General features: G+C 46.0%; 20 protein-coding genes. 12 read left to right on the top strand and 8 right to left on the bottom strand.

Annotated elements, in window-relative coordinates; genetic code table 11:
- Nucleotides 1–8 precede the first annotated feature (8 nt).
- From HMPREF0666_RS09350 to nadC, 4 genes are all read left to right on the top strand, one after another.
- On the top strand, nt 9–716 hold the full coding sequence (locus HMPREF0666_RS09350) for a response regulator transcription factor (RefSeq protein WP_009012124.1): 708 nt from the start codon (nt 9–11) through the stop codon (nt 714–716).
- Nucleotides 717–1,389: 673 nt separating this feature from the next.
- Complete coding sequence (gene nadB, locus HMPREF0666_RS09345; RefSeq protein ID WP_009012123.1) at nt 1,390–3,000, top strand: L-aspartate oxidase; 1,611 nt, start codon at nt 1,390–1,392, stop codon at nt 2,998–3,000.
- A 51-nt stretch (nt 3,001–3,051) separates the two neighbouring features.
- The gene (gene nadA, locus HMPREF0666_RS09340) at nt 3,052–4,044 is read left to right on the top strand and encodes a quinolinate synthase NadA (RefSeq protein WP_009012122.1); all 993 of its coding nucleotides are present in this window, start codon (nt 3,052–3,054) and stop codon (nt 4,042–4,044) included.
- A 15-nt stretch (nt 4,045–4,059) separates the two neighbouring features.
- Entirely contained in the window at nt 4,060–4,920 is an 861-nt protein-coding gene (gene nadC / locus HMPREF0666_RS09335; protein WP_009012121.1) for a carboxylating nicotinate-nucleotide diphosphorylase, read from the top strand.
- Nucleotides 4,921–5,527: 607 nt separating this feature from the next.
- Here nadC and HMPREF0666_RS09330 read toward each other — a convergent pair.
- A complete protein-coding gene (locus HMPREF0666_RS09330; protein ID WP_009012119.1) occupies nt 5,528–5,731 on the bottom strand; it encodes a hypothetical protein in 204 nt (67 codons plus the stop codon).
- A 359-nt stretch (nt 5,732–6,090) separates the two neighbouring features.
- Here HMPREF0666_RS09330 and HMPREF0666_RS09325 point away from each other — a divergent pair, with 359 nt between their 5' ends.
- Both HMPREF0666_RS09325 and HMPREF0666_RS09320 read left to right on the top strand, forming a co-directional pair.
- Entirely contained in the window at nt 6,091–7,326 is a 1,236-nt protein-coding gene (locus HMPREF0666_RS09325) for a site-specific integrase (protein WP_002561011.1), read from the top strand.
- A gap of 12 nt (nt 7,327–7,338) precedes the next feature.
- Entirely contained in the window at nt 7,339–7,701 is a 363-nt protein-coding gene (locus HMPREF0666_RS09320) for a hypothetical protein (RefSeq protein WP_002561010.1), read from the top strand.
- A 102-nt stretch (nt 7,702–7,803) separates the two neighbouring features.
- Here HMPREF0666_RS09320 and HMPREF0666_RS09315 read toward each other — a convergent pair whose 3' ends face one another.
- From HMPREF0666_RS09315 to HMPREF0666_RS16665, 5 genes are all read right to left on the bottom strand, one after another.
- Nucleotides 7,804–9,927 (bottom strand): DEAD/DEAH box helicase, encoded by a 2,124-nt coding sequence (locus tag HMPREF0666_RS09315; RefSeq protein ID WP_004355287.1) that lies wholly within the window; start codon nt 9,925–9,927, stop codon nt 7,804–7,806.
- On the bottom strand, nt 9,924–10,853 hold the full coding sequence (locus tag HMPREF0666_RS09310) for a DUF1837 domain-containing protein (protein WP_009012118.1): 930 nt from the start codon (nt 10,851–10,853) through the stop codon (nt 9,924–9,926). Before HMPREF0666_RS09310 ends, HMPREF0666_RS09315 begins: the two co-directional genes overlap by 4 nt.
- Before the next feature lie 52 nt (nt 10,854–10,905).
- Nucleotides 10,906–11,109, bottom strand: a complete 204-nt coding sequence (locus tag HMPREF0666_RS09305) for a helix-turn-helix transcriptional regulator (RefSeq protein ID WP_002561006.1) — start codon at nt 11,107–11,109, stop codon at nt 10,906–10,908.
- Between the two features lie 190 nt (nt 11,110–11,299).
- Nucleotides 11,300–11,605, bottom strand: coding sequence for a helix-turn-helix domain-containing protein (locus HMPREF0666_RS09300; RefSeq protein ID WP_002561005.1), 306 nt, complete (start codon nt 11,603–11,605; stop codon nt 11,300–11,302).
- 31 nt (nt 11,606–11,636) lie between these two features.
- A complete protein-coding gene (locus tag HMPREF0666_RS16665; RefSeq protein ID WP_019131010.1) occupies nt 11,637–11,936 on the bottom strand; it encodes a helix-turn-helix domain-containing protein in 300 nt (99 codons plus the stop codon).
- Nucleotides 11,937–12,216: 280 nt separating this feature from the next.
- Here HMPREF0666_RS16665 and HMPREF0666_RS09290 point away from each other — a divergent pair, with 280 nt between their 5' ends.
- The 6 genes from HMPREF0666_RS09290 to HMPREF0666_RS09265 all read left to right on the top strand — a co-directional run bounded on the left by HMPREF0666_RS09290 (nt 12,217) and on the right by HMPREF0666_RS09265 (nt 21,675).
- Nucleotides 12,217–12,573, top strand: a complete 357-nt coding sequence (locus HMPREF0666_RS09290; RefSeq protein WP_002561004.1) for a helix-turn-helix domain-containing protein — start codon at nt 12,217–12,219, stop codon at nt 12,571–12,573.
- Between the two features lie 3 nt (nt 12,574–12,576).
- Nucleotides 12,577–12,927 (top strand): helix-turn-helix domain-containing protein, encoded by a 351-nt coding sequence (locus HMPREF0666_RS09285; RefSeq protein ID WP_004291454.1) that lies wholly within the window; start codon nt 12,577–12,579, stop codon nt 12,925–12,927.
- A 20-nt stretch (nt 12,928–12,947) separates the two neighbouring features.
- On the top strand, nt 12,948–14,516 hold the full coding sequence (locus HMPREF0666_RS09280; protein ID WP_002561002.1) for a DUF3945 domain-containing protein: 1,569 nt from the start codon (nt 12,948–12,950) through the stop codon (nt 14,514–14,516).
- A gap of 61 nt (nt 14,517–14,577) precedes the next feature.
- Nucleotides 14,578–16,665, top strand: a complete 2,088-nt coding sequence (gene topB, locus HMPREF0666_RS09275; RefSeq protein ID WP_002561001.1) for a type IA DNA topoisomerase — start codon at nt 14,578–14,580, stop codon at nt 16,663–16,665.
- A gap of 239 nt (nt 16,666–16,904) precedes the next feature.
- Nucleotides 16,905–17,357 (top strand): DUF1896 domain-containing protein, encoded by a 453-nt coding sequence (locus HMPREF0666_RS09270; RefSeq protein ID WP_002561000.1) that lies wholly within the window; start codon nt 16,905–16,907, stop codon nt 17,355–17,357.
- On the top strand, nt 17,347–21,675 hold the full coding sequence (locus tag HMPREF0666_RS09265; RefSeq protein ID WP_009012116.1) for an N-6 DNA methylase: 4,329 nt from the start codon (nt 17,347–17,349) through the stop codon (nt 21,673–21,675). The genes HMPREF0666_RS09270 and HMPREF0666_RS09265 overlap by 11 nt, the downstream gene beginning before the upstream one ends.
- Nucleotides 21,676–22,209: 534 nt before the next feature.
- Here the strand turns inward: HMPREF0666_RS09265 and HMPREF0666_RS09260 are convergent.
- Nucleotides 22,210–22,914: a TetR/AcrR family transcriptional regulator gene (locus HMPREF0666_RS09260; RefSeq protein WP_009012115.1), complete on the bottom strand. Its 705-nt coding sequence runs from the start codon at nt 22,912–22,914 to the stop codon at nt 22,210–22,212.
- Entirely contained in the window at nt 22,915–24,147 is a 1,233-nt protein-coding gene (locus HMPREF0666_RS09255) for an aminotransferase class I/II-fold pyridoxal phosphate-dependent enzyme (RefSeq protein ID WP_042856247.1), read from the bottom strand. It abuts the gene before it with no gap.
- Nucleotides 24,148–24,358: the final 211 nt, after the last annotated feature.

Here is a 24,358-nt window from a genome sequence, read left to right as displayed (position 1 = left end):
TATAGATTATGGACGATAAGTTGAAAATTCTCTTGTGTGAAGATGATGAGAACCTTGGAACACTATTGAGTGAGTATCTGCAGGCAAAAGGCTTCCAAGCCGAACTTTGCCCTGATGGTGAAGTAGGTTACAGAACCTTTTTAAAGAGCAAGTATGATATCTGTGTACTTGATGTTATGATGCCTAAGAAAGATGGTTTTACCCTTGCACAGGAAATGCGTCAGGCTAATGCGGAGATTCCTATCATCTTCCTTACTGCAAAGCAGCTGAAAGAAGATATCTTAGAAGGCTTTAAGATTGGTGCTGATGACTATATTACAAAGCCTTTCTCAATGGAAGAACTGGTATTCCGTATTGAGGCTATCCTGCGTAGAGTAAGGGGTAAAAAGACCAAGGAGTCTACCATGTACAATATTGGTCGCTTTACTTTCGACACACAGAAACAGTTGCTTACATTGGATAACGACCCAGAGAAGGCCACAAAGCTTACTACAAAGGAGAATGAGTTGCTCGCTTTACTGTGCGCACACTCTAACGAGATTCTTCAACGTGACTATGCTTTGAAGACTATTTGGATTGATGATAACTACTTCAATGCCCGCTCTATGGATGTTTATATTACTAAGTTGCGTAAGCACTTGAAGCCAGATCCACAGATAGAGATTATCAATATCCATGGTAAAGGCTATAAACTCATTGTGCCAGACGAGGAGTAAGATTCCTGTTTCGGCTTAAATCATTAGACGGAACATTATAAACATAACGCTATTCTATCTTCGATTAGGAGATTGAATAGCGTTTTTTCTTGCTTTATAAAGTCGTGGAATGATAAGGGCCGGACCTCAATAAGAAGCCTATCCGACTTTCTGAGTAATGTTCTACACATTCTTTACAAGCATAGAACTTATCCCTTCGCAATCTTTGGATAAATCTGTAGAATCATGAAAAACCCTTACAGGGTGTTAAGCTAAGTACCCTCAAAAGAGTAGTATGATGTTAGTTGTAATTAATAATATAACATACATGATACCAGTATGTTATCTGCAGCGTTGAAGAAGACGCCTTTCTTGCTTCAAGAAGGGCGTCTTCAATGTGCAAGAAGGGCATGTTCTCGAATGTAGAAGGGCCTCTTCTTGTCTCATTCTCGGCCCTCTCTCGAAAGAAGAAGGGTGTTATTGGTGAAATATGTTTACATTTACAGTGTGCGTGTTAGGTGTTCTTTCTTTTTCTTTTCTCAACGTTCTTATAAGTTATCTCGGTGATAGTCAATAGGCGATGGGGAACTTTTAACACGCAAAGGTAAATATATATGCTCATTTCTTACCTATGTTATGGTATTTTTTATTACTTTTGTACCAACTAAAAGAGAGACATCTTACTAACAAACAAATGATACATAAATTCGATTTCTTGGTTATCGGTGGTGGTATAGCTGGTATGAGTTATGCGCTCAGTGTGGCCAATCGTGGAAAGGGTAGGGTTGCATTGATTTGTAAAACCTCTTTGGACGAAGCAAACACAGCTAAGGCACAGGGAGGAATAGCGTCTGTTACCAATCTTGCCGTTGACAATTTTGAAAAGCATATCCATGACACTATGGTGGCAGGGGACTATATCTCTGACCCTTTAGCAGTCAGACAGGTCGTTTGTAATGCGCCTTCAGCAATTCAAACGCTCGTTGACTGGGGTATTAACTTCGATAAGAGCCATGACGGAACATACGACCTTCATCGTGAGGGAGGACATAGTGACTTTCGCATACTTCATCATGCTGATGATACAGGGTTTGAGATTCAACGTGGACTGATGGAGGCTGTGAGGGCTAACCCGCATATCACGGTGTTTGAAAATCACTATGCTGTGGAGATTATCACGCAACATCACTTAGGGAGAAAGGTGACGCGAAGGACGCAAGACATAGAATGTTATGGTGCATATATCCTTAATCCCGATACACAGAAAGTTGATACTTTCTTAAGTAAGGTGACACTCATGGCTACAGGAGGCGTTGGGGCTGTCTATGCAATGACGTCTAATCCGGTGATAGCGACAGGAGATGGCATTGCAATGGTTTATCGTGCAAAGGGTACAGTGAAGGATATGGAGTTCGTGCAGTTCCACCCTACGGTTCTTTATAACCCTTCTGAGACCCATCCAGCATTCCTGATTACTGAGGCTATGAGGGGTTATGGAGGGGTGTTACGACTGCCAGATGGTCAGGAATTCATGCAGAAGTATGATGAACGACTTTCTCTTGCGCCACGTGATATTGTGGCAAGAGCAATCGACCATGAGATGAAGATACACGGACTCAACCATGTTTGTCTTGACTTGACACACAAGGATGCGGAAGAGACAAAGCGTCATTTCCCACATATCTACGAGAAGTGTATGAGCGTTGGGATAGATATTACGAAAGACTACATACCCGTCTGTCCCAGTGCTCATTATATGTGCGGTGGTATAAAGGTAGACTTAAATGGGGAGAGTTCTATTCATCGGCTTTATGCTGTGGGCGAATGTTCGTGCACAGGACTGCATGGAGGGAACCGCCTTGCCAGTAACTCGCTGATAGAAGCGGCCGTCTATGCTAAGTCGGCAGCAGCTCATTCTCTCGAGATGATTGATAAGTATGACTTCAATACGGATGTCCCTGAATGGAACGACGAGGGTACAATGACCAATGAAGAGCATGTCTTGATAACACAAAGTGTTCGAGAGGTGGGCGAAATCATGAGTAATTATGTCGGTATCGTTCGTAGTGACTTACGCTTGAAACGTGCGTGGGACAGGCTCGACTTACTCTATGAGGAGACGGAGAACCTCTTTAAGCGTGTTAAAGCAACGAAGGATATATGCGAACTCCGTAATATGATTAATGTTGGTTATCTGATAACACGACAAGCGATAGAGCGGAAAGAGAGTCGAGGACTGCATTATACGGTAGATTATCCGAAGCATGCTTACGACAAGAGGAGCGAAGAAAAGATAGATAAATAATAAGGAGAAACACAGATACCATAGTTTATTCAACATATAACTAAGAATCAGATGATAAAAGAAAAGTGGTTGGAGCAAGGCTTTATCGACGAGGCTATCCCAGAAGGGGTAGATGTTAAGGCAGAGATACGTAGGTTGTGTAAGGAGAAGAATGCACTTATCATGGCACATTATTATACAGAGGGAGTCATCCAGGAGTTGGCTGATTTCGTCGGAGATAGTCTGGCCTTGGCACAGAAGGCAGCATCGACAGATGCCGACATCATTGTGATGTGTGGTGTGCATTTTATGGGTGAGACGAATAAGATACTCTGTCCTGAGAAGACGATACTTGTTCCCGACCTTAATGCCTCTTGTTCTTTAGCAGAGAGTTGTCCCGCTGATGAGTTTGAGAAGTTTGTTAAGGCGCATCCTGATCACACGGTTATCAGTTATGTAAACACGACGGCTGCAACGAAGGCTTTGACGGATGTTGTGGTAACAAGTAGTAATGCCAAACAGATAGTAGAGTCTTTACCAAAAGAGACACCGATTATCTTTGGGCCAGATAAGAACTTAGGACATTATATCAGCGAGCAGACAGGGCGTAAGATGTTGCTTTGGGACGGAGCTTGTCAGGTTCATGAGAAGTTCTCTGCAACGAAGATACAACAACTGAAAAGCGAGCATCCTGCTGCTAAGGTACTCGTTCATCCGGAGTGTCCACCAGCCGTAATCAGTCTGGCAGACAAGGTGGGGAGTACAGCAGCCTTGCTGAAGTATAGCGTAACAGATGAGGCTCAAGAGTTCATCGTGGTGACGGAGAGTGGTATTCTTGTTGAGATGCAACGATTGGCACCGCATAAGACATTCATTCCTGCCCCTGCGGAGGACAGTGATAACACTTGTAACGAATGTGAGTATATGAAACTTGTCACGTTGAATAAGTTGTATAACTGTCTGAAATACGAGTGGCCTGCTATCGAGGTAGAGCCAGAGATGGGCAAGAAGGCCGTGAAGTCTATTCATAAGATGTTGGAGATATCAAAGAGTTTAGGTTTATAATTTAATCAAATAATTATGTTGTCAGTAGAAGAACTTAACGATAAACTTATCGAACTTGCTTTCAGTGAGGATATTGGAGATGGTGATCACACAACGCTTTGTTGTATTCCTGCAGACGCAATAGGCGAAAGCAAGTTGCTAATAAAGGAAGAAGGAGTCTTAGCAGGAGTTGAGATTGCTAAACGAGTGTTCTATCGCTTCGACCCTGAACTTCAAGTTGAGGTGTTTATAGAAGATGGTGCATGGGTGAAGCCAGGGGATGTGGTGATGATAGTAAAGGGTAGGATACAAAGTCTGTTACAGACCGAACGACTCATGCTCAATATCTTGCAGCGTATGAGTGGTATAGCCACAATGACGCACATGTACCAACAAGCCCTGATAGATGCCGGTACGAAGACGCGAGTCCTCGACACTCGTAAGACGACACCGGGGATGAGAATGTTGGAGAAGGAGGCCGTTAAGATTGGTGGTGGCATGAATCATCGCATTGGATTGTTTGATATGATACTCCTAAAAGACAATCATGTCGACTTTTGCGGAGGGATTCATAATGCTATCTCTAAGGCCAAGCAATATTGTAAGGAACATGGAAAGGAGGACTTAAAGATAGAATGTGAGGTCAGAAACTTCGATGAGTTGGAGCAAGCCTTGCATGAAGGATGCGACAGAATCATGTTTGATAACTTCACACCAGAGGACACTCGTAAGGCTGTTGAGATGGTTGGAGGACGCTGTGAGACGGAGTCAAGTGGTGGTATCACCTTCGATACGATGATTCCATACGCACAGGCTGGGGTCGACTTCATCTCCTTTGGTGCATTGACACACAGTGTTAAAGGACTTGATATGAGCTTTAAGGCGGTGACAAAGTAGGTTTGGTCGACTCGACTCAATCAATGATTTTGAATTATTTACGTGATAGGAAACGTTTCTTTTCATGAAGAAAAATCTTTCTTATCACGTAAATAATTATTTCTTTTCATGAAGGTAATGTGAAGAGATAGGCGTTGTGTGCTCTTTCTTTTTAGTTTATTTGACTTTTCGTAGGCTCTCTCACTGCCGATAAACTGTATGAATAAGGTGGGTGAAAACGAAGTTAAAACAGACAGAAGTACTTGGTGAAAATCCTAAAACTTGGGTGACAAGATAAGGCTTAGCGGTTGAAAAATCCTGTTCAGAGGAATAGGACACAAGTAATGTACGATTTTTTAAAACGAAGTTTCCTGTCATTTCTGTCACATATTATGGCTTGCTAATTCGTTGACCAATAGGATGTTGACTCGAAATGTTAAAAGTGACAGCAAAATGAAATAAACATTTTTCTTGTTATAAAGGGGTGATAAGTCTCTTTCCTGCTTAGCTGTCTTTACTACTCCTTCGCTTGTATGATTCTTTTCTCTGATGTAGAATAAGCGAGTTAGAGCTTGTTATGATGTGGGGAGTTGCTAAGGCTGCTTTCAGGTGATGATAACAACGATAGTTACTTCTTGTCTTTGTCCTCGTTAGAGGGTTGGATAGCAGTAGTACCCTCACCCTTTACAAATAAGACGATACCACCTAAAACCAGTGTGAGGCCACTGAACAGGAGTGCATTCCCATGATAATTCAGGACGACATGGAGAACAAATAGCAGAATACCGATAATTATCGCTGCAATACCTAAGTATTTGATATATCTTTTCATATATAATAGTAAATATGCTGTTTACAGACGCAAAGTTACTACAAAAAAGTGAAATGCGGAAAGATATAGTGATAGAATTGAGTTACAAGGGTTTTAGTTAAAGTGGCGATAATTCGTGAAGCCATTACAATCCTTGCCGAAGCCAAATCTTGACGCCGCAACGTTACTTGTTCGTAACCATGTCCGAAAATGCGACAAACGGGTACGAATGGCGAAACAAGACACTATGTTATAGTGAGTTACCCACAACTCACGTAACAAATACGGTTACGGAAAAAAGATTGCGCCGTTCCTCCCCGTTTTGCGTACCGACACCGGACTCTTCACCAACTAATTTTGAAATCCAAAAATTAAGAACGATGAAGAGTACATTTTCAGTAATCTACTACCTCAAGCGTCAGGTAGTGAAAAAGGACGGGACGGTTCCCGTCATGGGACGCATCACGGTGGACGGCAGCCAGACGCAGTTCAGTTGCAAGTTGAGTGTCGATCCGAAGCTGTGGGACACCAAAGGGGGACGTGTCACGGGCAGAAGCGCGGCGGCACTCGAAACGAACCGTATGCTTGACAAGATGCGGGTGCGCATCAACAGACACTATCAGGAAATCATGGAGCGTGACAACTTCGTCACGGCGGAGAAGGTAAAGAACGCCTTTCTCGGACTGGAACACCGCTACCACACGCTGATGCAGGTGTTCCGTCGGCACAACGAGAACTATGAGAAACAGGTGGAAGCAGGCATGAAAGCAAAAGGTACACTGGAAAAGTACCGTGTCGTTTACAAGCACCTGCAAGAGTTCCTCGACATCCGCTACCATGTGAAGGACATCGCCCTAAAAGAGCTTACTCCCGCTTTCATCTCCGACTTCGAGATGTTCCTGCGCACGGACAAGCACTGCTGCACCAATACCGTGTGGCTGTACGTCTGCCCGCTACGGACAATGGTGTTCATAGCCATCAACAACGAGTGGCTGACACGCGACCCGTTCCGCGAGTATGAAATCAAGAAGGAGGAAACGACACGCAGTTTCCTGACCAAAGACGAAATACGCCTGCTGATGGAGGGGAAACTGAAAAACGCCAAACAGGAACTGTACCGCGACCTCTACCTGTTCTGTGCGTTCACCGGATTGTCGTTCGCGGATATGCGCAACCTCACGGAAGAGAATATCCGTACCTATTTCGACGAACACGAGTGGATAAACATCAACCGCAAGAAAACGGGCGTGGTGTCCAACATCCGCCTGCTTGACATCGCCAACCGCATAATCGGCAAATACCGTGGGCTATGCGAGAACGGCAGGATATTCCCCGTTCCGCATTATAACACGTGCCTTGCCGGTATCCGTGCCGTCGCCAAGCGTTGCGGCATCACCAAGCATATCACGTGGCATCAAAGCCGCCACACGGCAGCCACGACAGTTTTCCTTTCCAACGGCGTACCCATCGAAACGGTCAGCTCCATGCTTGGACACAAGAGCATAAAGACGACGCAGATTTACGCGAAGATAACCAAAGAAAAACTCAATCAGGATATGGAAAACCTTGCCGCAAGGTTAAACAACGTCGAGGAATTTGCAGGTTGCACCATCTAAAAAAGAGGAGCCATGAAACGTGACATAATCATCATAGAGGACAAGGCGGTCAGCGTAACCGGTAACGATGTGTGGATGACCGCCACCGAAATAGCCGGACTGTTCCATACGACCGTCCCGGCAGTGAACGCCGTCATCAAAGCCGTCCGCAAGTCTGACGTGCTGAACGACTACAAGGTGTGCCGCTACATGCAGCTTGAAAACGGGCTGTACGCGGACGTGTACGCGCCTGAAATCATTATTCTGATTGCTTTTCGGCTGAACACCTACAACACCTACCTGTTCCGCATGTGGCTGGTAGGAAAGGTTCTCTCACAAGAGAAGCGGCAAACATACGTGATGTTTATACAGAACGGAAAAACTGCGTACTGTTGAAGATATCAAATGAAAATTATACGAAAGAATTTCTATATGGATCCTTATCTAAATAGCCATATCATATCTCAAAAAATATAGAGGTAATAATATGGCTATTATTTAATTCTTTTGATTTGTCGTTATGCAACGAATTCCGTTCATAAAATGTTTTAATATATATTTGTCAAATGAATGGAGATTAGGTATTTTTTGTTCAAGGTATTCAATTCCTATCGTGTTAAATTCCTGTATAACGATTGTAATCTCTTTAGAATCGTCTTCAAGATTTATAAGACCTGCATTTTGTATCTTTTTACTAATCATCCTCGGTAATCCGTATTCTTCAAGTTGAAATACAATTTTAGGTAAAAAGGCATTTGATGCTTTATATACAAAATTGGCGATATTTGAGGAATTAGGATAAAGTTCTTGACGTATAATATTAATTACCGCAATAATAGATGAGAGATTAAAGGATACATATCTTTCAAATGTAAATATATCCTCATATGTAATACCATAATCTTTTACTGTGTTATATAGCTCTTTTATAGTCATTTTCCATCCATTACTACATGCACATGCATAATACCGTAAATGTCCTTTTCGATGATATTCCAAAATTTCTATGATATCTCCTAAAGCATCCCTCCATTCCCATGTATTATTGTTTTGTAAAGCATCGCAATTTGTTGGCCAATTGGAATCAGTTTTCAATTTTTCCGCAATTATCTTTAACATTGATGGTTTACAACTTCTGATTTGTGGTATTCTTTCAATTCTATGCCAAATATCCGTTCCAAGAAGTTCTATCATTTCATCTTGATATCGTTGAATTTTTACATATTGTTCATTATTCAATTTTATACCGGGGTCATTTCCATCAAGTTTTTTTACTACATCATCAGGAAACTCTAATCTCAATTTAGTATTTTCTTGACTTGGTGGCTCTTCAAGCATATAGACACGACCTACAAAATAACGAAACATTCTGCCTGCGCGTCCAATGATGTTGCGAAAGGTAAAATAATCAATCTTATGAGCCCCGTTCTTATTTGACCATAAAACGACACTCTCTGCTTGAGTATTTACTCCTTCAATTATAGACGAGGTCGATACCAAATAATCTAACCCATTCTGTTCTTCAAATAGTTTTATTTGAATTTGACTAAGAGAACGATGTAGCTGACCATTATGAATACCAATACCATGTTTGACTAAATCTTTAAGAATATACTTTTCTCCATAATTGCATTCCAGCCAATCAGAAAAATTAGCAAGCAGTTCAGAGTCTTTATTATATAAATTTCTGTTAAGAATTGTTGTTACTTCTTCAATTCCCTTATATGTGCCGGTATATATCAAAGCTTTACCTATACCTGTATTTATTAATTCAATAAGTTTACGTGTCTTAAAACTCTGTTTATCTTCATTCTTTGGTCTGCTTTTATATAACCGCCATGCATGCGTTACAACGGTCTTAAAATCCATACGCAGAAATGTCATCCCTTCAGTGAATACATTTTCTTCTATTTCATGGATATTTGGGGCAAGATAATATCTTTGTTTAGCTTTCTTTCCGAGTTCTACCATTGAACTGAGTAAAGTGGAGCTTCTTTCAAGATCAAAATTTGTACTTGCCTTATAAAACTCATCAACGATTAGAATATCAATTGAAGGAAGTTTATCTATATAGGCAAAAGCTCTTTCTTGCGGAAATACCAATATGTTTTTCTCCGCAAGTTCTACATCTGTTGTTGTAATTATTTTATATTGATGAGAGAATTTTCGGCAAATTCGTCTTCTTGTTTCATCTGCAAGAGCAACCGTAGGTACTAATATTACAACATTAATTGGTTGTTTAATCGCAATAAATGCATCAATAACAAAACTTTTACCAAAACTTGTAGGAGCACTCACCGCAACGCTTTTCCCTTCTAATAACTTCTTTAATACCTGTGATTGAGCAGTATGTAAGACACAAGGTTTTCTTTCTCCAATATTAACTTTAAAAACTTCACATACAAACCGATCTTCCCAAGATGCAGTATATGTATCAATATACGGTAAAAGCCCCACTTCACGAATAAGATGGTTGACTAATTCCATATATGAATTATTGTTAGTACCATTAATCTCATGAAGTAATGTAATTACTTTGGATCTTGCATTACTTATATCACCAGCATTTAGAACATTACTTATATCTAAACATGTATTATATATATCATTCGTCTGCATCATTTTTGAGATTTTTTTGCTTGTGAAATAAACCAGTTTACTATTTTTGTTTTATCAGGAACAGGAAAAAGAATCAAATGAAAGTTTATTTCCGAATACTTATGAACAGAACTAAGCTTGTTGATCTGCTTCTTAAAAAACGAATGAGCACGATCTCTATGAAAAGAAATAATACTATTTTTATACTCATCACTCATTTCAGTAGTACTTGCTGTTATCTGGCATTCATGTAATAAAAGAATAGGTATATGTAGTTTGGGTTTTATTTCGTCAATGGAAGTATTCTCATCGAAACATTCTTTTATCTTTTTAAGTAATGTTTGGTTTTCAATTTGTTTATCAAGTTCATTGAGATTGGTCATTATTCCGCATTCCTTTTTCATAATAGGTTTGCGCAACATTTGTTCAACAGAATTTATTGGTTCGTATAATCGCGCATCCTCAAGAGAATTATAAAATTTAGCTTCTCCTAACCAAAGTTGAAAGCCTCCATTTGGGTCAATTACAATGTGTACAGAATCAGAGCCCTTTGCATTATCATTATCATTCTGTTTATAAAAAATTTTAGGTATTGCAGATAAGGCTTTATAATGGTTCTTCATTATGCCATATAGAATAATTTCCGCTATTTCACTTCCCTTTCCATTCTGCTCTTTGTCAACAAGTCGTAAATGTTTGGCAGCCTCAATAAGCCTACCGTAATCATTATCTATTAATTTCTCTCGTTCTTGTGCAGACAAAGCTGTTTCTGCAATATTACTGAAAACAAATTCTTTGAATTGACGATATCTCCAACTGCCATCTTCAAAGCCATTAGCAACTGATAATAACCTGTCATTATGATCTGGATTTATTTCTTGCTTTTTTGTATTAAAATTAACAAAACAATCATCAACTAATATATCAAAATTCCAAATTTTATTGCTCATACACTTTATTTACATGCTTAAAAATGGTGAAACATCTATATTCCTTTAGATACTATTTTTTTGTATGACAAATAAGTTCATGAACATCAACATCAAGCAAATTTGCAATACGAACAAATGTGTACAAATCAGGTTGAGAATGATTATTACACCATTTAGATACTGTTGCAGGATCTTTCTGTAATTGTTTTGCCAACCATTTGCTCATAACTCCTTTTTCTGATAGTACATTTTTAATGTTGTTTAAAATTGCCATTACAATTAATTTTTAGATTGCGTTAAATGCAAAGTTACAACTTTTTATTAACTATATGAATTTCTAACGATAGAAATTGGTTGGATCAATCAAAAAACTGGTTTTAAGGTCATTAAAACACCCAAGTATATAAAAAGTAAACGGGCAGCACCACAAAATGTCGCCCGTTTCCTTTTTCATGTTGGCCGCCTCACTCCAGCGGCTTGCGGTAGTTCGCTTCCAGCACCTCGCGCAGCCCCGTTTCCGGGTAAAGCACCTTCCCTCCCAAAAGTATGAAGGACAACACGCGGTTGTTGCGGTATTCCTGCAAGGTGCGTCGGCTGACACGGAGCAGTTCCGCCACCTCACCGTCAGTCAGGTAACGTTCCCCGTCCAGCGGAGGGCGGTAACTTTCCAGAAATACAGACAGCCATTTCGAGCCTTTGCGCATATCCTGCATCACAGAGGCTATCGGCTCGTCTTCCATCGTAAAAACATCGTTGGTCTCGTTCATCATAACTTCGGATTCAGTGGGTGAATAAATCAAATCATCTGCCGTGCGAATAGAGCGTGCCGATAAGCGGTATCAACCTCTTAACCTCCTCCGGCTTGTAATAGAACCTGCGGTTTATCTGCGAGTAGCCGATAAGCCGCCTGTCGCGCAGCGTCTGCAACGTGCGCGGGCTTATTCTCAACTGCCCGCAGACCTCCTCGCCCGTGAGCCATCTTTCCATGCGCCCCGTGTCGCTTTTGCGCCTTAGGGCGGCGACCTTCTCCGAGAGTGCGCCGAATGCCGCCACCATCATCTCGAAAGTCTTTTTCTCGATAGATACTATTTCCATATTCATGCAATTATCGGTTTGCCCGCAAAGGTAACGATGCAGCCCTTAACACGTACCGTTTTCCGCTGAAAGGCTGCCTGTTGCACCGTTTGACCGGGTTACGGAGCCATCTTCCGTAAAAATCTTACGTGAGTCACGTAGTGAGTTGTTAAAGCCCCTTTTGTTTATTGCCGAATTTTGTCGCAGAAACATAGAGCAAGCCGAGTGTAGAGCGTCAAACTTGCTTGAACGGTATGCCGAGGCGCAGCCTATGTTCATGAAAATAAACAAAAATAAAGGACTGAATATGAAAGTGATAACGATGGAAAGTTCTGCCTTCCGGTCATTGACGGAACAGATAGCGGAGATTGCGGCACACGTCCGTGCCGCCTCCGGCGACAAGAAAGCGGCATCGCCCGACAGGTTGCTCACCACACGCGAGGCGGCGCACCTGCTTAACGTGAGTACCCGCACCCTCCAGCGTATGCGCAGCGAGCAACGCATCGGTTATGTCGTGCTTCGCGGTAAATGCCGCTACCGGCAGTCGGAAATAGACCGCCTGCTTGAAGCGTGTGCCGTCAACGAGGACGCGGCGACACCGCAGGAATTGAAACGCAACCACACGCTGCGCACTGGCGGCAAACCAAAAGGAAGGAGGACATAGGTCATGGAACTGCTCACACGAAACAACTTCGAGGGCTGGATGCAGAAGCTGATGGAACGGCTCGACCGTCAGGACGAACTGCTGCTGGCGATGAAGGCTGAGGGGAAACAGCCTACTATCACGGAAAGCATCCGCCTTTTCGACAATCAGGATTTGTGCATGCTGCTCCAGATAAGCAAGCGCACACTGCAACGCTACCGCAGTGTCGGCGCATTGCCCTACAAGACACTGGGCAAGAAAACCTATTACAGCGAGGAGGATGTGCTGACATTCCTTTCCAACCATATCAAGGACTTCAAAAAAGAAGATATAGCCTTCTACAAGGCTCGTATCCATAATTTCTTTCATAAATAACCCATTAAAACATTTTTCAAATGGCAAAGAAAAAAGACGAAAAGGACGTGCTGGTAGTCCGTGACGAGAAGACGGGCGAGATCAGCGTGGTAGCCGGGCTGAATGCAGACGACACACCCAAGCGTACCCCTGCGAAAGCTGAGAACGCGCAGAGTTTCCTGCAATTCGACCGACACGGCGACGTGCTGGACAACTTCTTCAAGAACTTCTTCCGGCAGTGCAAGGAACCCAGCCGCTTCGGTTTCTACCGCATCGCGGCAGACCAAGTGGATTCCATGCTTGGCGTGATGAAAGACCTGCTTCAGCATCCGTACCAGAACAAACAAATCCTTGCACCGCACAAAATCGACACCTTCCCTTATCAACAGCAGGTGCAGGAAGAGATGGCGGCACAAAAGACAGAGAAACAAGAACCTCAAAAACAGGAAAACATGGAACAACAGAAAGAACAGCAGGAAAGCCCGCAACAGACGCAGGGCAGACAGGGCTACCAACCCATCAACGAGAGCAAAATCAACTGGCAGGAGCTGGAGGACAGATGGGGCGTGAAGCGTGACGACCTTGAAAAGTCCGGAGACCTTACGAAGATGCTCCACTACGGCAAGTCCGACTTGGTAAAGGTCAAGCCCACCTTCGGCGGCGAATCATTCGAGCTGGACGCCCGCCTCTCCTTCAAGAAGGACGGCGAGGGAAATGTCAGCCTCGTGCCGCACTTCATCCGCAAGGAGCAGAAGTTAGATGAGTACAAGGAACACAAATTCTCCGACGATGACCGGAAGAACCTGCGCGAAACGGGCAACCTCGGCAGGGTCGTGGACATTGTGGACAGGGAAACGGGCGAAATCATCCCCTCCTACATCAGCATCGACCGCAAGACGAATGAAATCACGGACATTCCGGCAAACAAGGTGCGCATCCCGGAGCGCATCGGCAAGACGGAAATCACCAAACAGGAGCAGGACATGCTCCGCGCCGGACTGCCCGTGCGCGACAAGCTCATCGAGCGCAACGACGGCAGGAAGTTCGTCACCACCCTTCAAGTGAACGTGGAGCAGCGCGGCGTGGAGTTCGTGCCGGGAACCGGAAGGTCGCCCCGTACCGCACAGACGCAGGAAGCCAAAGGTGACACCTCGAAAAGTCAGGCGCAAGGCGGGGAAAATGCCGCACAGACCAAGAAGGAGCAACGCCGCAACACGTGGATGAACGAGGACGGCAGCATCCGCCCCATCAGCAAATGGAGCGGCGTGAACTTCACCGACAAGCAGAAAGCCGACTACGTGGCGGGTAAAGCCGTGAAACTGGAGAACGTGACCGACAAGCAGGGCTTCCATGCCACGATGTATATCAAGTTCAACCCGGAGAAGGGCCGCCCGTACCGCTACGAAACGAACCCCGACAACGCCCAGCAGGTCGCCCCGTCCAACGAGAGCCGCACACAGGTGGCGGTGAACAACGAGGGCAAAACCAACGAGGCGACAAAGAACCTGAAAGAGCCTTTGCAGAAAGGTCAGACCGCCCCAAAGGACGACCGCCAGCAACAGCAGCAGGAGAAGCCGAAAAAGAAGAACAACAAAGGCATGAAAATGTAATCCCGTGTCCGCCACTGAATCCAAAATAAAATCCAAAGTATCAACAAAAAAGCAAGAAAACATGAAGACAATCATTGCAGAAAAGCCCTCCGTGGCACGTGAAATCGCCCGCATCGTGGGCGCGACAAAGAGAGAGGAAGGATATTTCGAAGGAGGCGGCTATGCCGTGACATGGGCATTCGGACACCTCGTTCAGCTTGCCATGCCCGACGGCTACGGCGTGCGCGGATTTGTCCGTGACAACCTCCCGATTATTCCCGACACATTCACGCTCGTCCCCCGTCAGGTCAGGACGGAGAAAGGTTACAAGCCCGACAGCGGCGTGGTGTCGCAGATAAAAGTCATCAAAAGACTGTTCGACACAAGCGAACAAATCATCGTGGCGACCGATGCCGGACGCGAGGGAGAGCTTATCTTCCGCTACCTCTACCACTATACGGGTTGCACCACTCCTTTCGTGCGTCTGTGGATCAGCTCGCTCACCGACAAGGCTATCCGTGAGGGACTGCGCAACCTCGAAGACGGCAGCAGGTACGACAACCTATACCTCGCCGCCAAAGCGCGGAGCGAATCCGACTGGCTCGTGGGCATCAACGGCACTCAGGCGTTATCCATAGCCGCCGGACATGGCACGTATTCGGTGGGGCGTGTGCAGACACCCACGCTGGCGATGGTGTGTGAACGCTATTGGGAGAACCGCCGTTTTACGTCCGAAGCATTCTGGCAGCTCCATATCGCAACAGACGGTTGCGACGGCGAGGTCGTGAAACTCTCATCCTCCGAGAAATGGAAGTCGAAAGAACCGGCAACGGAGCTATATAATAAGGTAAAGGCGGCAGGCAGCGCAACGGTAACGAAAGCAGAGCGTAAGGAGAAGACGGAGGAAACTCCCTTGCTGTACGACCTGACCACGCTCCAAAAAGAAGCCAACGCCAAGCACGGCTTCACGGCGGAACAGACGCTTGAAATCGCGCAGAAGCTCTACGAGAAGAAGTTGATAACCTATCCGAGAACGGGAAGCCGCTACATCCCCGAAGACGTGTTCGCTGAAATCCCCAAGCTACTCGCCTTTATCGGCACGCAGCCCGAATGGAAAGACAAGGTGCGGGCAAAAGCCATCCCGACACGCCGTAGCGTGGATGACGGCAAGGTAACAGACCACCATGCCCTGCTCGTCACGGGAGAGAAACCGCTCTTCCTCTCCAAAGAGGACAGCACCATTTATCAGATGATTGCCGGACGAATGATAGAGGCATTCTCCGAAAAATGCGTCAAGGACGTGACTGCTGTCACGGCAGAATGTGCCGGAGTGGAGTTCACCGTGAAAGGCAGTGTCGTGAAGCAAGCCGGATGGCGTGCCGTCTATGGCGAGGAAAAGGAGGAAACTACCATCCCCGGCTGGCAGGATGGCGACACGCTCACGCTGAAAGCCACCTCCATCACCGAAGGAAAGACCAAACCCAAGCCGCTGCATACCGAAGCCACCCTGCTCTCGGCAATGGAAACAGCGGGCAAGGAAATTGAGGACGACGCGCTGCGGCAGGCGATGAAGGACTGCGGCATCGGCACTCCCGCCACACGAGCGTCCATCATCGAAACGCTTTTCAAGCGCGGTTACATGGAACGCTGCAAGAAGTCGCTTGTTCCCACCGAAAAGGGACTCGCCCTCAATTCCGTGGTGAAGACGATGCGCATCGCCGATGTAGCCATGACGGGCGAATGGGAAAAGGAACTGGCACGTATCGAGCGCGGGGAACTGCCCGCCGACACTTTCCGCAAGGAGATAGAGGCGTACACACGGGAAATCACCTCCGAACTGCTCTCGTGCGACAAGCTCTTCGGCAGCCGTGATTCCGGCTGCGCGTGTCCCAAGTGCGGCACGGGCAGGATGCGGTTCTACGGCAAGGTGGTACGTTGCGACAACACGGAGTGCGGACTGCCCGTGTTCCGGCAGAAAGCGGGACGCACCCTGTCCGACGACGAAATCAAAGACCTGCTCACCGACGGGCACACCAAGCCGCTCAAAGGCTTCAAGAGCAAGCAGGGCAAGAACTTCGATGCCATAGTCGCCTTTGACGGGGAATATAACACGACGTTCGTGTTCCCGGAAAAGAAATGCAAGTCTTCCTATCCGAAAAAAAGGAAATAATCACTAACTTTTGATAAGTTAGGCTGCATCTCAACAATAGAAACAAACAAGTTTTTTTCGTATTGTCTTCGATTTGCACTAACTTTGCCACTTGTTCAGAGTAATGAATTGTTCTTCGATACCGGATTACACTCATACTTTGGATTTAGTGGTGGCACTCGGAGGGATACCGAGTGCCTTTTTCTTCCTTTTTCCAATCAATTATCCCGTTAAATATCAATCCACTAAACTCCAAAGTAATGAACAACAAGAAGAAAAACGAGGGTCAGACCGACTTTTCCTATTACGGTCTGTACCTGCTGGACTACCTCCGCACGAACAAGTTTGAACAGGCGACTGACACCGCTTTCATACGGGAACGGGCCGACCGTGCCGCCGAAACGTATGAAAAGGCGCGGCTCGAAGGCTATCCCGCCGATGGCGCGCAAGAGCAGGCGATGGACACGCTGCTGCGCGGGCTGCGCTATTCCCGGTACGCCATTCTCCGTGAAGTCGTGGAGAGCGAGTTTTTCGACGAAGTGCCGGAAGAGAAACAAGAAGCCTTTATTCTGAAACTCATGCCGCTTGTCGGCAACGTGTTCTCCGTCTATGACCTTTCGGACGACAACTTCGCCCTGTCTTCCGATTACGACCTGCTCTACACGGAGCTGACGGGGGCAACCGTCCTTTACATCGGGGAATATGGCGTTTAACCGCAAACAGAAACTGCGGGACAACATCGAGGCGATACGGACGGCATTCATCCTTGACAGGGAAAACAGGACAGCGACAACCGAAGAGCGTGCCATACTTCAAAGGTACTGCGGTTTCGGCGGTCTGAAATGTATCCTCAACCCTGCAAAGGAACTGACGGATGCCGTCCGGTGGGCGAAATCCGACCTCGAACTGTTCGCCCCGACAGTGGAGTTGCACAGGCTTATCCGTGAGAACAGCAAGGACGAAACAGAGTACAAGCGGTTTGTGGATTCGCTGAAAGCGTCCGTGCTGACCGCTTTCTACACCCCCAAAGAGATAACCGACACCATCGCGGACGTGCTGGCAGATTACAGCGTCCGCCCCGCCCGTATGCTCGAACCGTCGGCGGGGGTTGGCGTGTTCGTGGATTCCATGCTGCGGCACAACCCCAATGCGGATGTGATGGCTTTCGAGAAGGATCTGCTCACGGGTACAATCCTGAGGCATCTCTATCCCGGCAAGAAAACGCGCACCTGCGGTTTTGAGAAAATCGAAAGACCGTTCAACAATTATTTCGACTTGGCGGTGTCCAACATTCCGTTCGGAGACATAGCCGTGTTCGACCCTGAGTTTCAGCGGAGCGACTCATTCGGCAGACGCTCCGCCCAGAAAGCCATCCACAACTATTTCTTTCTCAAAGGACTGGATGCCGTGCGTGACGGCGGTATCGTGGCGTTCATCACCTCGCAAGGGGTATTGAACAGCACCAAGACCTCCGTGCGTAACGAGCTGTTCAGTAAGGCTGATCTGGTATCCGCGATACGCCTGCCCAACAACCTGTTCACGGACAACGCGGGGACAGAAGTGGGCAGTGACCTGATTGTCCTGCAAAAGAACCTCAGCAAGAAGGAAATGTCGCAGGACGAGCGGCTGATGACCGTAATACAGACGGACACGAAAACCGACCTGACCGACAACGCCTATTTCATCCACCACCCGGAACGCATCGTGCATACGACGGCGAAACTTGACACCGACCCATACGGGAAGCCCGCTATGGTCTATCTGCACGAGGGCAAGGCAGCAGGCATCGCCGGGGATTTGCACCGTATGCTCGACGAGGATTTCCATTACAGGCTCGCCATGCGTCTGTATTCGGGTTCAATCCGGCAGTCGGGAACGGAAGAAAAAGTTACCGTTCAAAAGGAGGTGGAGCGTACTGCCATAAAGATGGAAACAACATCTTCGATGCAGGCGGTGGAAACTCCGACGGAGAAACCGCAACCCACAGAGGAAAAGCCGGAGATAGAGCCACGTCCGAAATATTCTGACGGTGTGCAGCTATCCTTGCTCGATCTCTGGGGGATGACGGAAGAAGTCAGCCAACAACCGAAAACCGCCAAAAAGAAAAAGGAGGCGAAAAAGGAAAGCTCGGCAAGGCGCGTTCTACCCAAGCCACAGGTGCATGTCACACAAAATGTTACGGCTGTGCCGACGGCTACCACCCCTAAGACTGTAACAGAGAACAAGGAGGCTAAAACGGAGAACACCGCCAAGCCTGCCGACCCGGACGACATCTATGCCACGTTGGACTGGGATACCAATCCTCCCATCAACGGCTTCTACGAGATGATGATGGATTTGACGCCGGAACGCAGGAAGGAACTTCGGGAACTGGCAAGGCAGCATAACGAGAAACAAGCGGCGGCGGAAAAGATGGAAGTGAAAGCCGTGCCGGACACTCCCCGTGAGCAACCACGGCAGGAGGAAACACAGCCGGAAGCAGTCACCGCACCTGCCGTTACAGATACCCCACCGGAAGCGGTGGCGACCTCCCTTTTCCCCGACATCGAAGCGGAGAAGCCGAAGGAAGAAGTCGTGGACCTTTCGCCGCGTGCCTACCACCGCACGCCGGAGATGCACCTGCGCGAAGGGTCGCTGGTGGCTGACAGGGGGCGTCATAACATCGGCTACCTGAAGGACATCACGCCATACGGGGCGACATTCCAGCCGCTCGACCTGAAAGGCTACCAGAAGGAGAAGGCGTTACAGTATGTTTTACTCCGTGACGCCTACGAGCGGCTGTACCGCTATGAATCGAACCTGCATGAAGCAAATGTCCCGTGGCGAGAGCATCTAAACACCTGTTACGATGAGTTTGTCATGCGCTACGGCAACCTCAACGCCAAGCAGAACGTGAAGTTAGTGATGATGGACGCGGGCGGGCGTGACATCCTTTCGCTGGAACGGGCGGAGAACGGGAAGTTTGTCAAGGCGGACATCTTCGAGCGTCCCGTTTCCTTCTCCGTGGAGAGCCATGCCAACGTCGGCTCACCCGAAGAAGCACTGTCCGCGTCGCTCAACAAGTTCGGCACTGTCGATCTCGACTATATGCGGGAGATAACCGACAGTACGGCGGAGGATTTGCTCACAGCCCTGCAAGGGCGCATCTATTACAATCCGCTCGTAACCGGTTACGAGATTAAGGACCGCTTTATTGCCGGAAACGTGATAGAGAAAGCGGAACGCATAGAGGCTTGGATGGGCGAAAACCCCGAAAGTGAACGTATGCCGGAGGTGAAGCAGGCGTTGGAGGCTCTGAAAGATGCCGAACCGCCGCGCATCGCTTTTGAAGACCTTGATTTCAATTTCGGGGAACGCTGGATTCCGACGGGTGTCTATGCCGCCTACATGAGCCGGCTGTTCGACACGGAGGTGAAAATCGCCTACTCTGCAAGCATGGACGAGTTTTCGGTGGCGTGCGGCTACCGCACCATGAAAATCACGGACGAGTTTCTGGTGAAGGGGTATTACCGTAACTATGACGGCATGCACCTTCTGAAACACGCCCTGCACAACACCTGTCCCGACATGATGAAGTCCATCGGCAGGGACGAGCATGGCAACGACATCAAGGTGCGCGACAGCGAGGGAATACAGCTCGCCAACGCCAAGATTGACGAGATACGAAACGGCTTCTCCGAATGGCTCGAAGAGCAGTCGCCACAGTTCAAGGAGCGGCTGACGACGATGTATAACCGCAAGTTCAACTGTTTCGTGCGCCCGAAGTATGACGGCTCGCATCAGACTTTTCCCGACCTCAATCTGAAAGGGCTGGCAAGCCGGGGCATCAGGAGCGTCTATCCCTCGCAGATGGATTGCGTCTGGATGCTGAAACAGAACGGCGGCGGAATTTGTGACCACGAGGTTGGAACCGGCAAGACGCTGATAATGTGCATCGCCGCGCATGAAATGAAGCGTCTGAACTTGGCGCACAAGCCGATGATTATCGGGCTGAAAGCCAATGTTGCGGAGATTGCCGCCACCTATCAAGCGGCATATCCCAACGCGAGGATTCTGTACGCTTCGGAGAAAGACTTTTCGACCGCCAACCGCGTGCGTTTCTTCAACAACATCAAGAACAACGACTACGATTGTGTCATTATGTCGCACGACCAGTTCGGCAAGATACCGCAGTCGCCGGAGTTGCAGCAGCGCATCCTGCAAGCGGAGCTTGACACGGTGGAGGAAAACCTCGAAGTGCTGCGCCAGCAGGGAAAGAACGTATCGCGGGCGATGCTGAAAGGTCTGGAGAAGCGCAAGCATAACCTTGAAGCGAAATTGGAGAAGGTGGAACACGCCATAAAGTCACGCACGGACGACGTGGTGGACTTCAAGCAGATGGGCATCGACCACATTTTCATTGATGAATCGCACCAGTTCAAGAATCTGACTTTCAACACGCGCCACGACCGTGTGGCGGGATTGGGGAACAGCGAGGGAAGCCAGAAGGCACTGAACATGCTCTTTGCTATCCGCACCATACAGGAGCGCACGGGCAAGGACTTGGGGGCGACCTTCCTCTCCGGCACGACTATCAGCAACTCGCTGACTGAGCTGTACCTGCTGTTCAAGTACCTGCGCCCGAAGGAGCTGGAACGGCAGGACATTCGATGTTTTGATGCGTGGTCGGCGATATTTGCCAAGAAGACAACGGATTTTGAGTTCAACGTGACGAACAACGTGGTGCAGAAGGAGCGTTTCCGCTACTTCATCAAAGTGCCGGAGCTTGCCGCCTTCTATAATGAAATCACGGACTACCGCACGGCGGAGGATGTGGGCGTGGACCGTCCCAACAAAAACGAGATACTGCACCACATACCGCCCACGCCGGAGCAGGAGGACTTCATACAGAAGCTGATGCAATTCGCCAAGACGGGCGACGCCACCCTGTTGGGCAGACTGCCGCTTTCGGAAACGGAGGAAAAGGCGAAGATGCTTATCGCCACGGACTATGCGAGGAAAAGATTCAATAAATTTATATCTTTCAGATAATCAATAGAATAAGAATGAATAAAGGATAAATGGGTTACGATTTGGAAACGAGCAAGTTTCTTACCCTTTCTTTATTCTGCATTACTTCAAAGAGCACTTAAATTGATAATGCAAAGATAATATTTTCTGATGAAAACAGTGTATTTTTAGAGAAATAAATTGTAGATACACCTTAAAATATTCACATCTAATTCTATTGGCACTTATTTATTCAAGTTTTAGTGTTGTTATTATGCTATCAAAAAGGCTCATAATTAATCATTTTGATGTGTAAAATGAGAAAAGAGTTCTGTCGGTGATGGTACAAAAGGTAAAGATGCAAAAAGAGAATGCGTCAAAACTAAAATAGGGGCTGCCCGGTAATACTAATTGTAACTGTTAAATATAAAAGAGCCATATCAAACGCTGCATTCAAGTGCTGATATGACTCTTTCCTCTTTTCATTGTCTTTAAGAGAGGTTTAGTTTTAGATTGTAAGACTGTGACAGTAATATCTTAGTTTTGACACATCTGCGATATTATGAAAAGTATTCATTAAATCAGGCACTCTTTTATAATCTCATCACTTATTCCTTTTTCCTTAAGACGTTTGGCGATTTCTCTCTTATAATTGACCTGTTCGTGAAAATGGAAAATCATTTTACCAAATGTATCCAAGGCTTTTTCGATGCGTTGCTGCCCTTGCTCCGTATTCAAGTCAATGTCTGAGAATTTGGAACGCTCTCTGTGAAGGTTGAGGTAATAAATGCCACCGATTATCAGGGATGATATGGCGGATATATCAATACCAGTGTCCTTGAATTTCTCCTCATAGATATTGACAAGAGGTAAAGTGTGCATTTCTCTGAGCATGGCCGTACGGACTGTGGTCTCATTTCCTTCAGCAATCTCCCAGCGTAACAGTTCCAACATCACTGATTTATCTTGAAGTGCTTTCTGTACATCCTTGAAAATACTGATATAGCCCAATTCTGAATCTGTTGGAAATTGAACACCAGTTAGGATATCCTTAAACCAATAGTCGTATCTCTTAACGAATTCATCATAAAACTCTCTAAGATTATCATATCTGTTATAGAAAACAAGCGGCTCTATTCTGGCTTTTTTAATGAGTTCTGTCACCAACATTGATGCAAAGCCTTTTTTCTTAATCAGACTTTCTGCTGCCTTGATAATGTCTGCCTGTATATCGACGTTTGTCCTTCTGTATCTTTTGGGTTTATTTTCTTCTTCTGCCATCTAAAAAGGTGTTGATTTTCTAATTTCCACAAGGGCGGTCACCAATTGCTCCAACTGTACTATTTCGTGTGAAGCCAACACACTGACTCTAAGCCGTGCTTCCTTGGTTCTTACCGCAGGATATGTGATACCGCTTACAAAGATACATCTTTTTTGTAATTCACGTGCTATTTCATATACTTTTCTATTGTCCCTAACCATAATAGGGAATATTGCTGATACCGAACAGCCTATATCAAAGCCTTCCTCTGTCAGTCGTTTGCGCAGATAATTGACATTGGTCCACAATTTCTTGCGAATTTCAGGACGTGTCTGTATAAGTTCCAAAGCCTTCAGTGAAGATGCTGCAACCTGTGGAGTCATTGCTGCGGAAAAGACATTACTGTCAGCATAATATCTCAGATACTGAATCAGTTTTTCTGACGCGGCAACGAAACCGCCGACACACCCGAAGGATTTACTGAAAGTACCTGTAATAACATCAACCTGACCCAGACAATTATAATATTCGGCAGTTCCCCTGCCGCTTTCTCCCATAACTCCGATACCGTGGGCATCATCCATCATAAGGAGACAATTGTGCTTCTTGCAGACTGTAATGTATTCCGGGAGTTTTGACAAATCTCCATTTTGGGAATAGACCCCATCGATGATGACCAATCGAGTCTGATATTTTCCCGTTTCCCGTTCAAGGATCATGTCAAGATAGTCTATGTCGTTGTGTCCAATATGCTTTACATTGGTTCCAATTAAACCACTTGTGGCACTGGTATGGATATACGAATCAATGTAGGCTATATCATTTTTTCCCAATATAGCACGGAGCAAACCTGCATTGGCACCAAATCCAGATGAGAAGAGAATTGCATCTTCCTGACCAACGAACTTTGCAATGCCTTGTTCCAACTGCTGATGGATGTCTAAATAGCCTCCTATGGCTTGAGCGGCACTTGCCCCTGTACCGTATTTCAGGACGGCATTTATGCCAGCCTCCTTGGTCTCAGTCCTTTGCGACATACCAAGGTAATCATTGGAAATGTATGCGGAAACTTCACCATCATAGCCCTCTATCTGCATTTTTGCTCCAACTCCCGTTTTTGCCATAACCCAATAGCTCTTGCAGCCGAACTGATCCATCTGGTCTATATAACTTTGGAAGTTTTGGCTACGTTCAATGACATTCTCGTTAGGAGAAATTTCAAAATCTTTTAATGAAATTAATTTTGTATCCATATAGACTATAAATAATGTGTAAATAGTAAACGATACTACAAATATACCGCAAATACTCATAAAATACATTTTTTTAAAAATAATACTGATTTTTCTTGTTATAAACAATATAGATATATATATTTGCAAAATATAATTAGAATAAAAAAAGAATTGATTAAATGGTTCTATTTTATAGAAAAATAAAAGCTTGTTGTTTCGGTTAACAGAC

The organism is Prevotella sp. C561, assembly GCF_000224595.1.
Taxonomy (GTDB): Bacteria; Bacteroidota; Bacteroidia; order Bacteroidales; family Bacteroidaceae; genus Prevotella; species Prevotella jejuni.
Note: the sequence above shows the minus strand (reverse complement) of the source record. Positions and strands in the feature narration are given on the sequence as shown.

Coding starts and splice junctions, on each gene's coding strand:
- HMPREF0666_RS09350 (WP_009012124.1), top strand. CDS start 9: ATGGACGATAAGTTGAAAATTCTCTTGTGTGAAGATGATGAGAACCTT.
- nadB (WP_009012123.1), top strand. CDS start 1,390: ATGATACATAAATTCGATTTCTTGGTTATCGGTGGTGGTATAGCTGGT.
- nadA (WP_009012122.1), top strand. CDS start 3,052: ATGATAAAAGAAAAGTGGTTGGAGCAAGGCTTTATCGACGAGGCTATC.
- nadC (WP_009012121.1), top strand. CDS start 4,060: ATGTTGTCAGTAGAAGAACTTAACGATAAACTTATCGAACTTGCTTTC.
- HMPREF0666_RS09330 (WP_009012119.1), bottom strand. CDS start 5,731: ATGAAAAGATATATCAAATACTTAGGTATTGCAGCGATAATTATCGGT.
- HMPREF0666_RS09325 (WP_002561011.1), top strand. CDS start 6,091: ATGAAGAGTACATTTTCAGTAATCTACTACCTCAAGCGTCAGGTAGTG.
- HMPREF0666_RS09320 (WP_002561010.1), top strand. CDS start 7,339: ATGAAACGTGACATAATCATCATAGAGGACAAGGCGGTCAGCGTAACC.
- HMPREF0666_RS09315 (WP_004355287.1), bottom strand. CDS start 9,927: ATGATGCAGACGAATGATATATATAATACATGTTTAGATATAAGTAAT.
- HMPREF0666_RS09310 (WP_009012118.1), bottom strand. CDS start 10,853: ATGAGCAATAAAATTTGGAATTTTGATATATTAGTTGATGATTGTTTT.
- HMPREF0666_RS09305 (WP_002561006.1), bottom strand. CDS start 11,109: ATGGCAATTTTAAACAACATTAAAAATGTACTATCAGAAAAAGGAGTT.
- HMPREF0666_RS09300 (WP_002561005.1), bottom strand. CDS start 11,605: ATGATGAACGAGACCAACGATGTTTTTACGATGGAAGACGAGCCGATA.
- HMPREF0666_RS16665 (WP_019131010.1), bottom strand. CDS start 11,936: ATGAATATGGAAATAGTATCTATCGAGAAAAAGACTTTCGAGATGATG.
- HMPREF0666_RS09290 (WP_002561004.1), top strand. CDS start 12,217: ATGAAAGTGATAACGATGGAAAGTTCTGCCTTCCGGTCATTGACGGAA.
- HMPREF0666_RS09285 (WP_004291454.1), top strand. CDS start 12,577: ATGGAACTGCTCACACGAAACAACTTCGAGGGCTGGATGCAGAAGCTG.
- HMPREF0666_RS09280 (WP_002561002.1), top strand. CDS start 12,948: ATGGCAAAGAAAAAAGACGAAAAGGACGTGCTGGTAGTCCGTGACGAG.
- topB (WP_002561001.1), top strand. CDS start 14,578: ATGAAGACAATCATTGCAGAAAAGCCCTCCGTGGCACGTGAAATCGCC.
- HMPREF0666_RS09270 (WP_002561000.1), top strand. CDS start 16,905: ATGAACAACAAGAAGAAAAACGAGGGTCAGACCGACTTTTCCTATTAC.
- HMPREF0666_RS09265 (WP_009012116.1), top strand. CDS start 17,347: ATGGCGTTTAACCGCAAACAGAAACTGCGGGACAACATCGAGGCGATA.
- HMPREF0666_RS09260 (WP_009012115.1), bottom strand. CDS start 22,914: ATGGCAGAAGAAGAAAATAAACCCAAAAGATACAGAAGGACAAACGTC.
- HMPREF0666_RS09255 (WP_042856247.1), bottom strand. CDS start 24,147: ATGGATACAAAATTAATTTCATTAAAAGATTTTGAAATTTCTCCTAAC.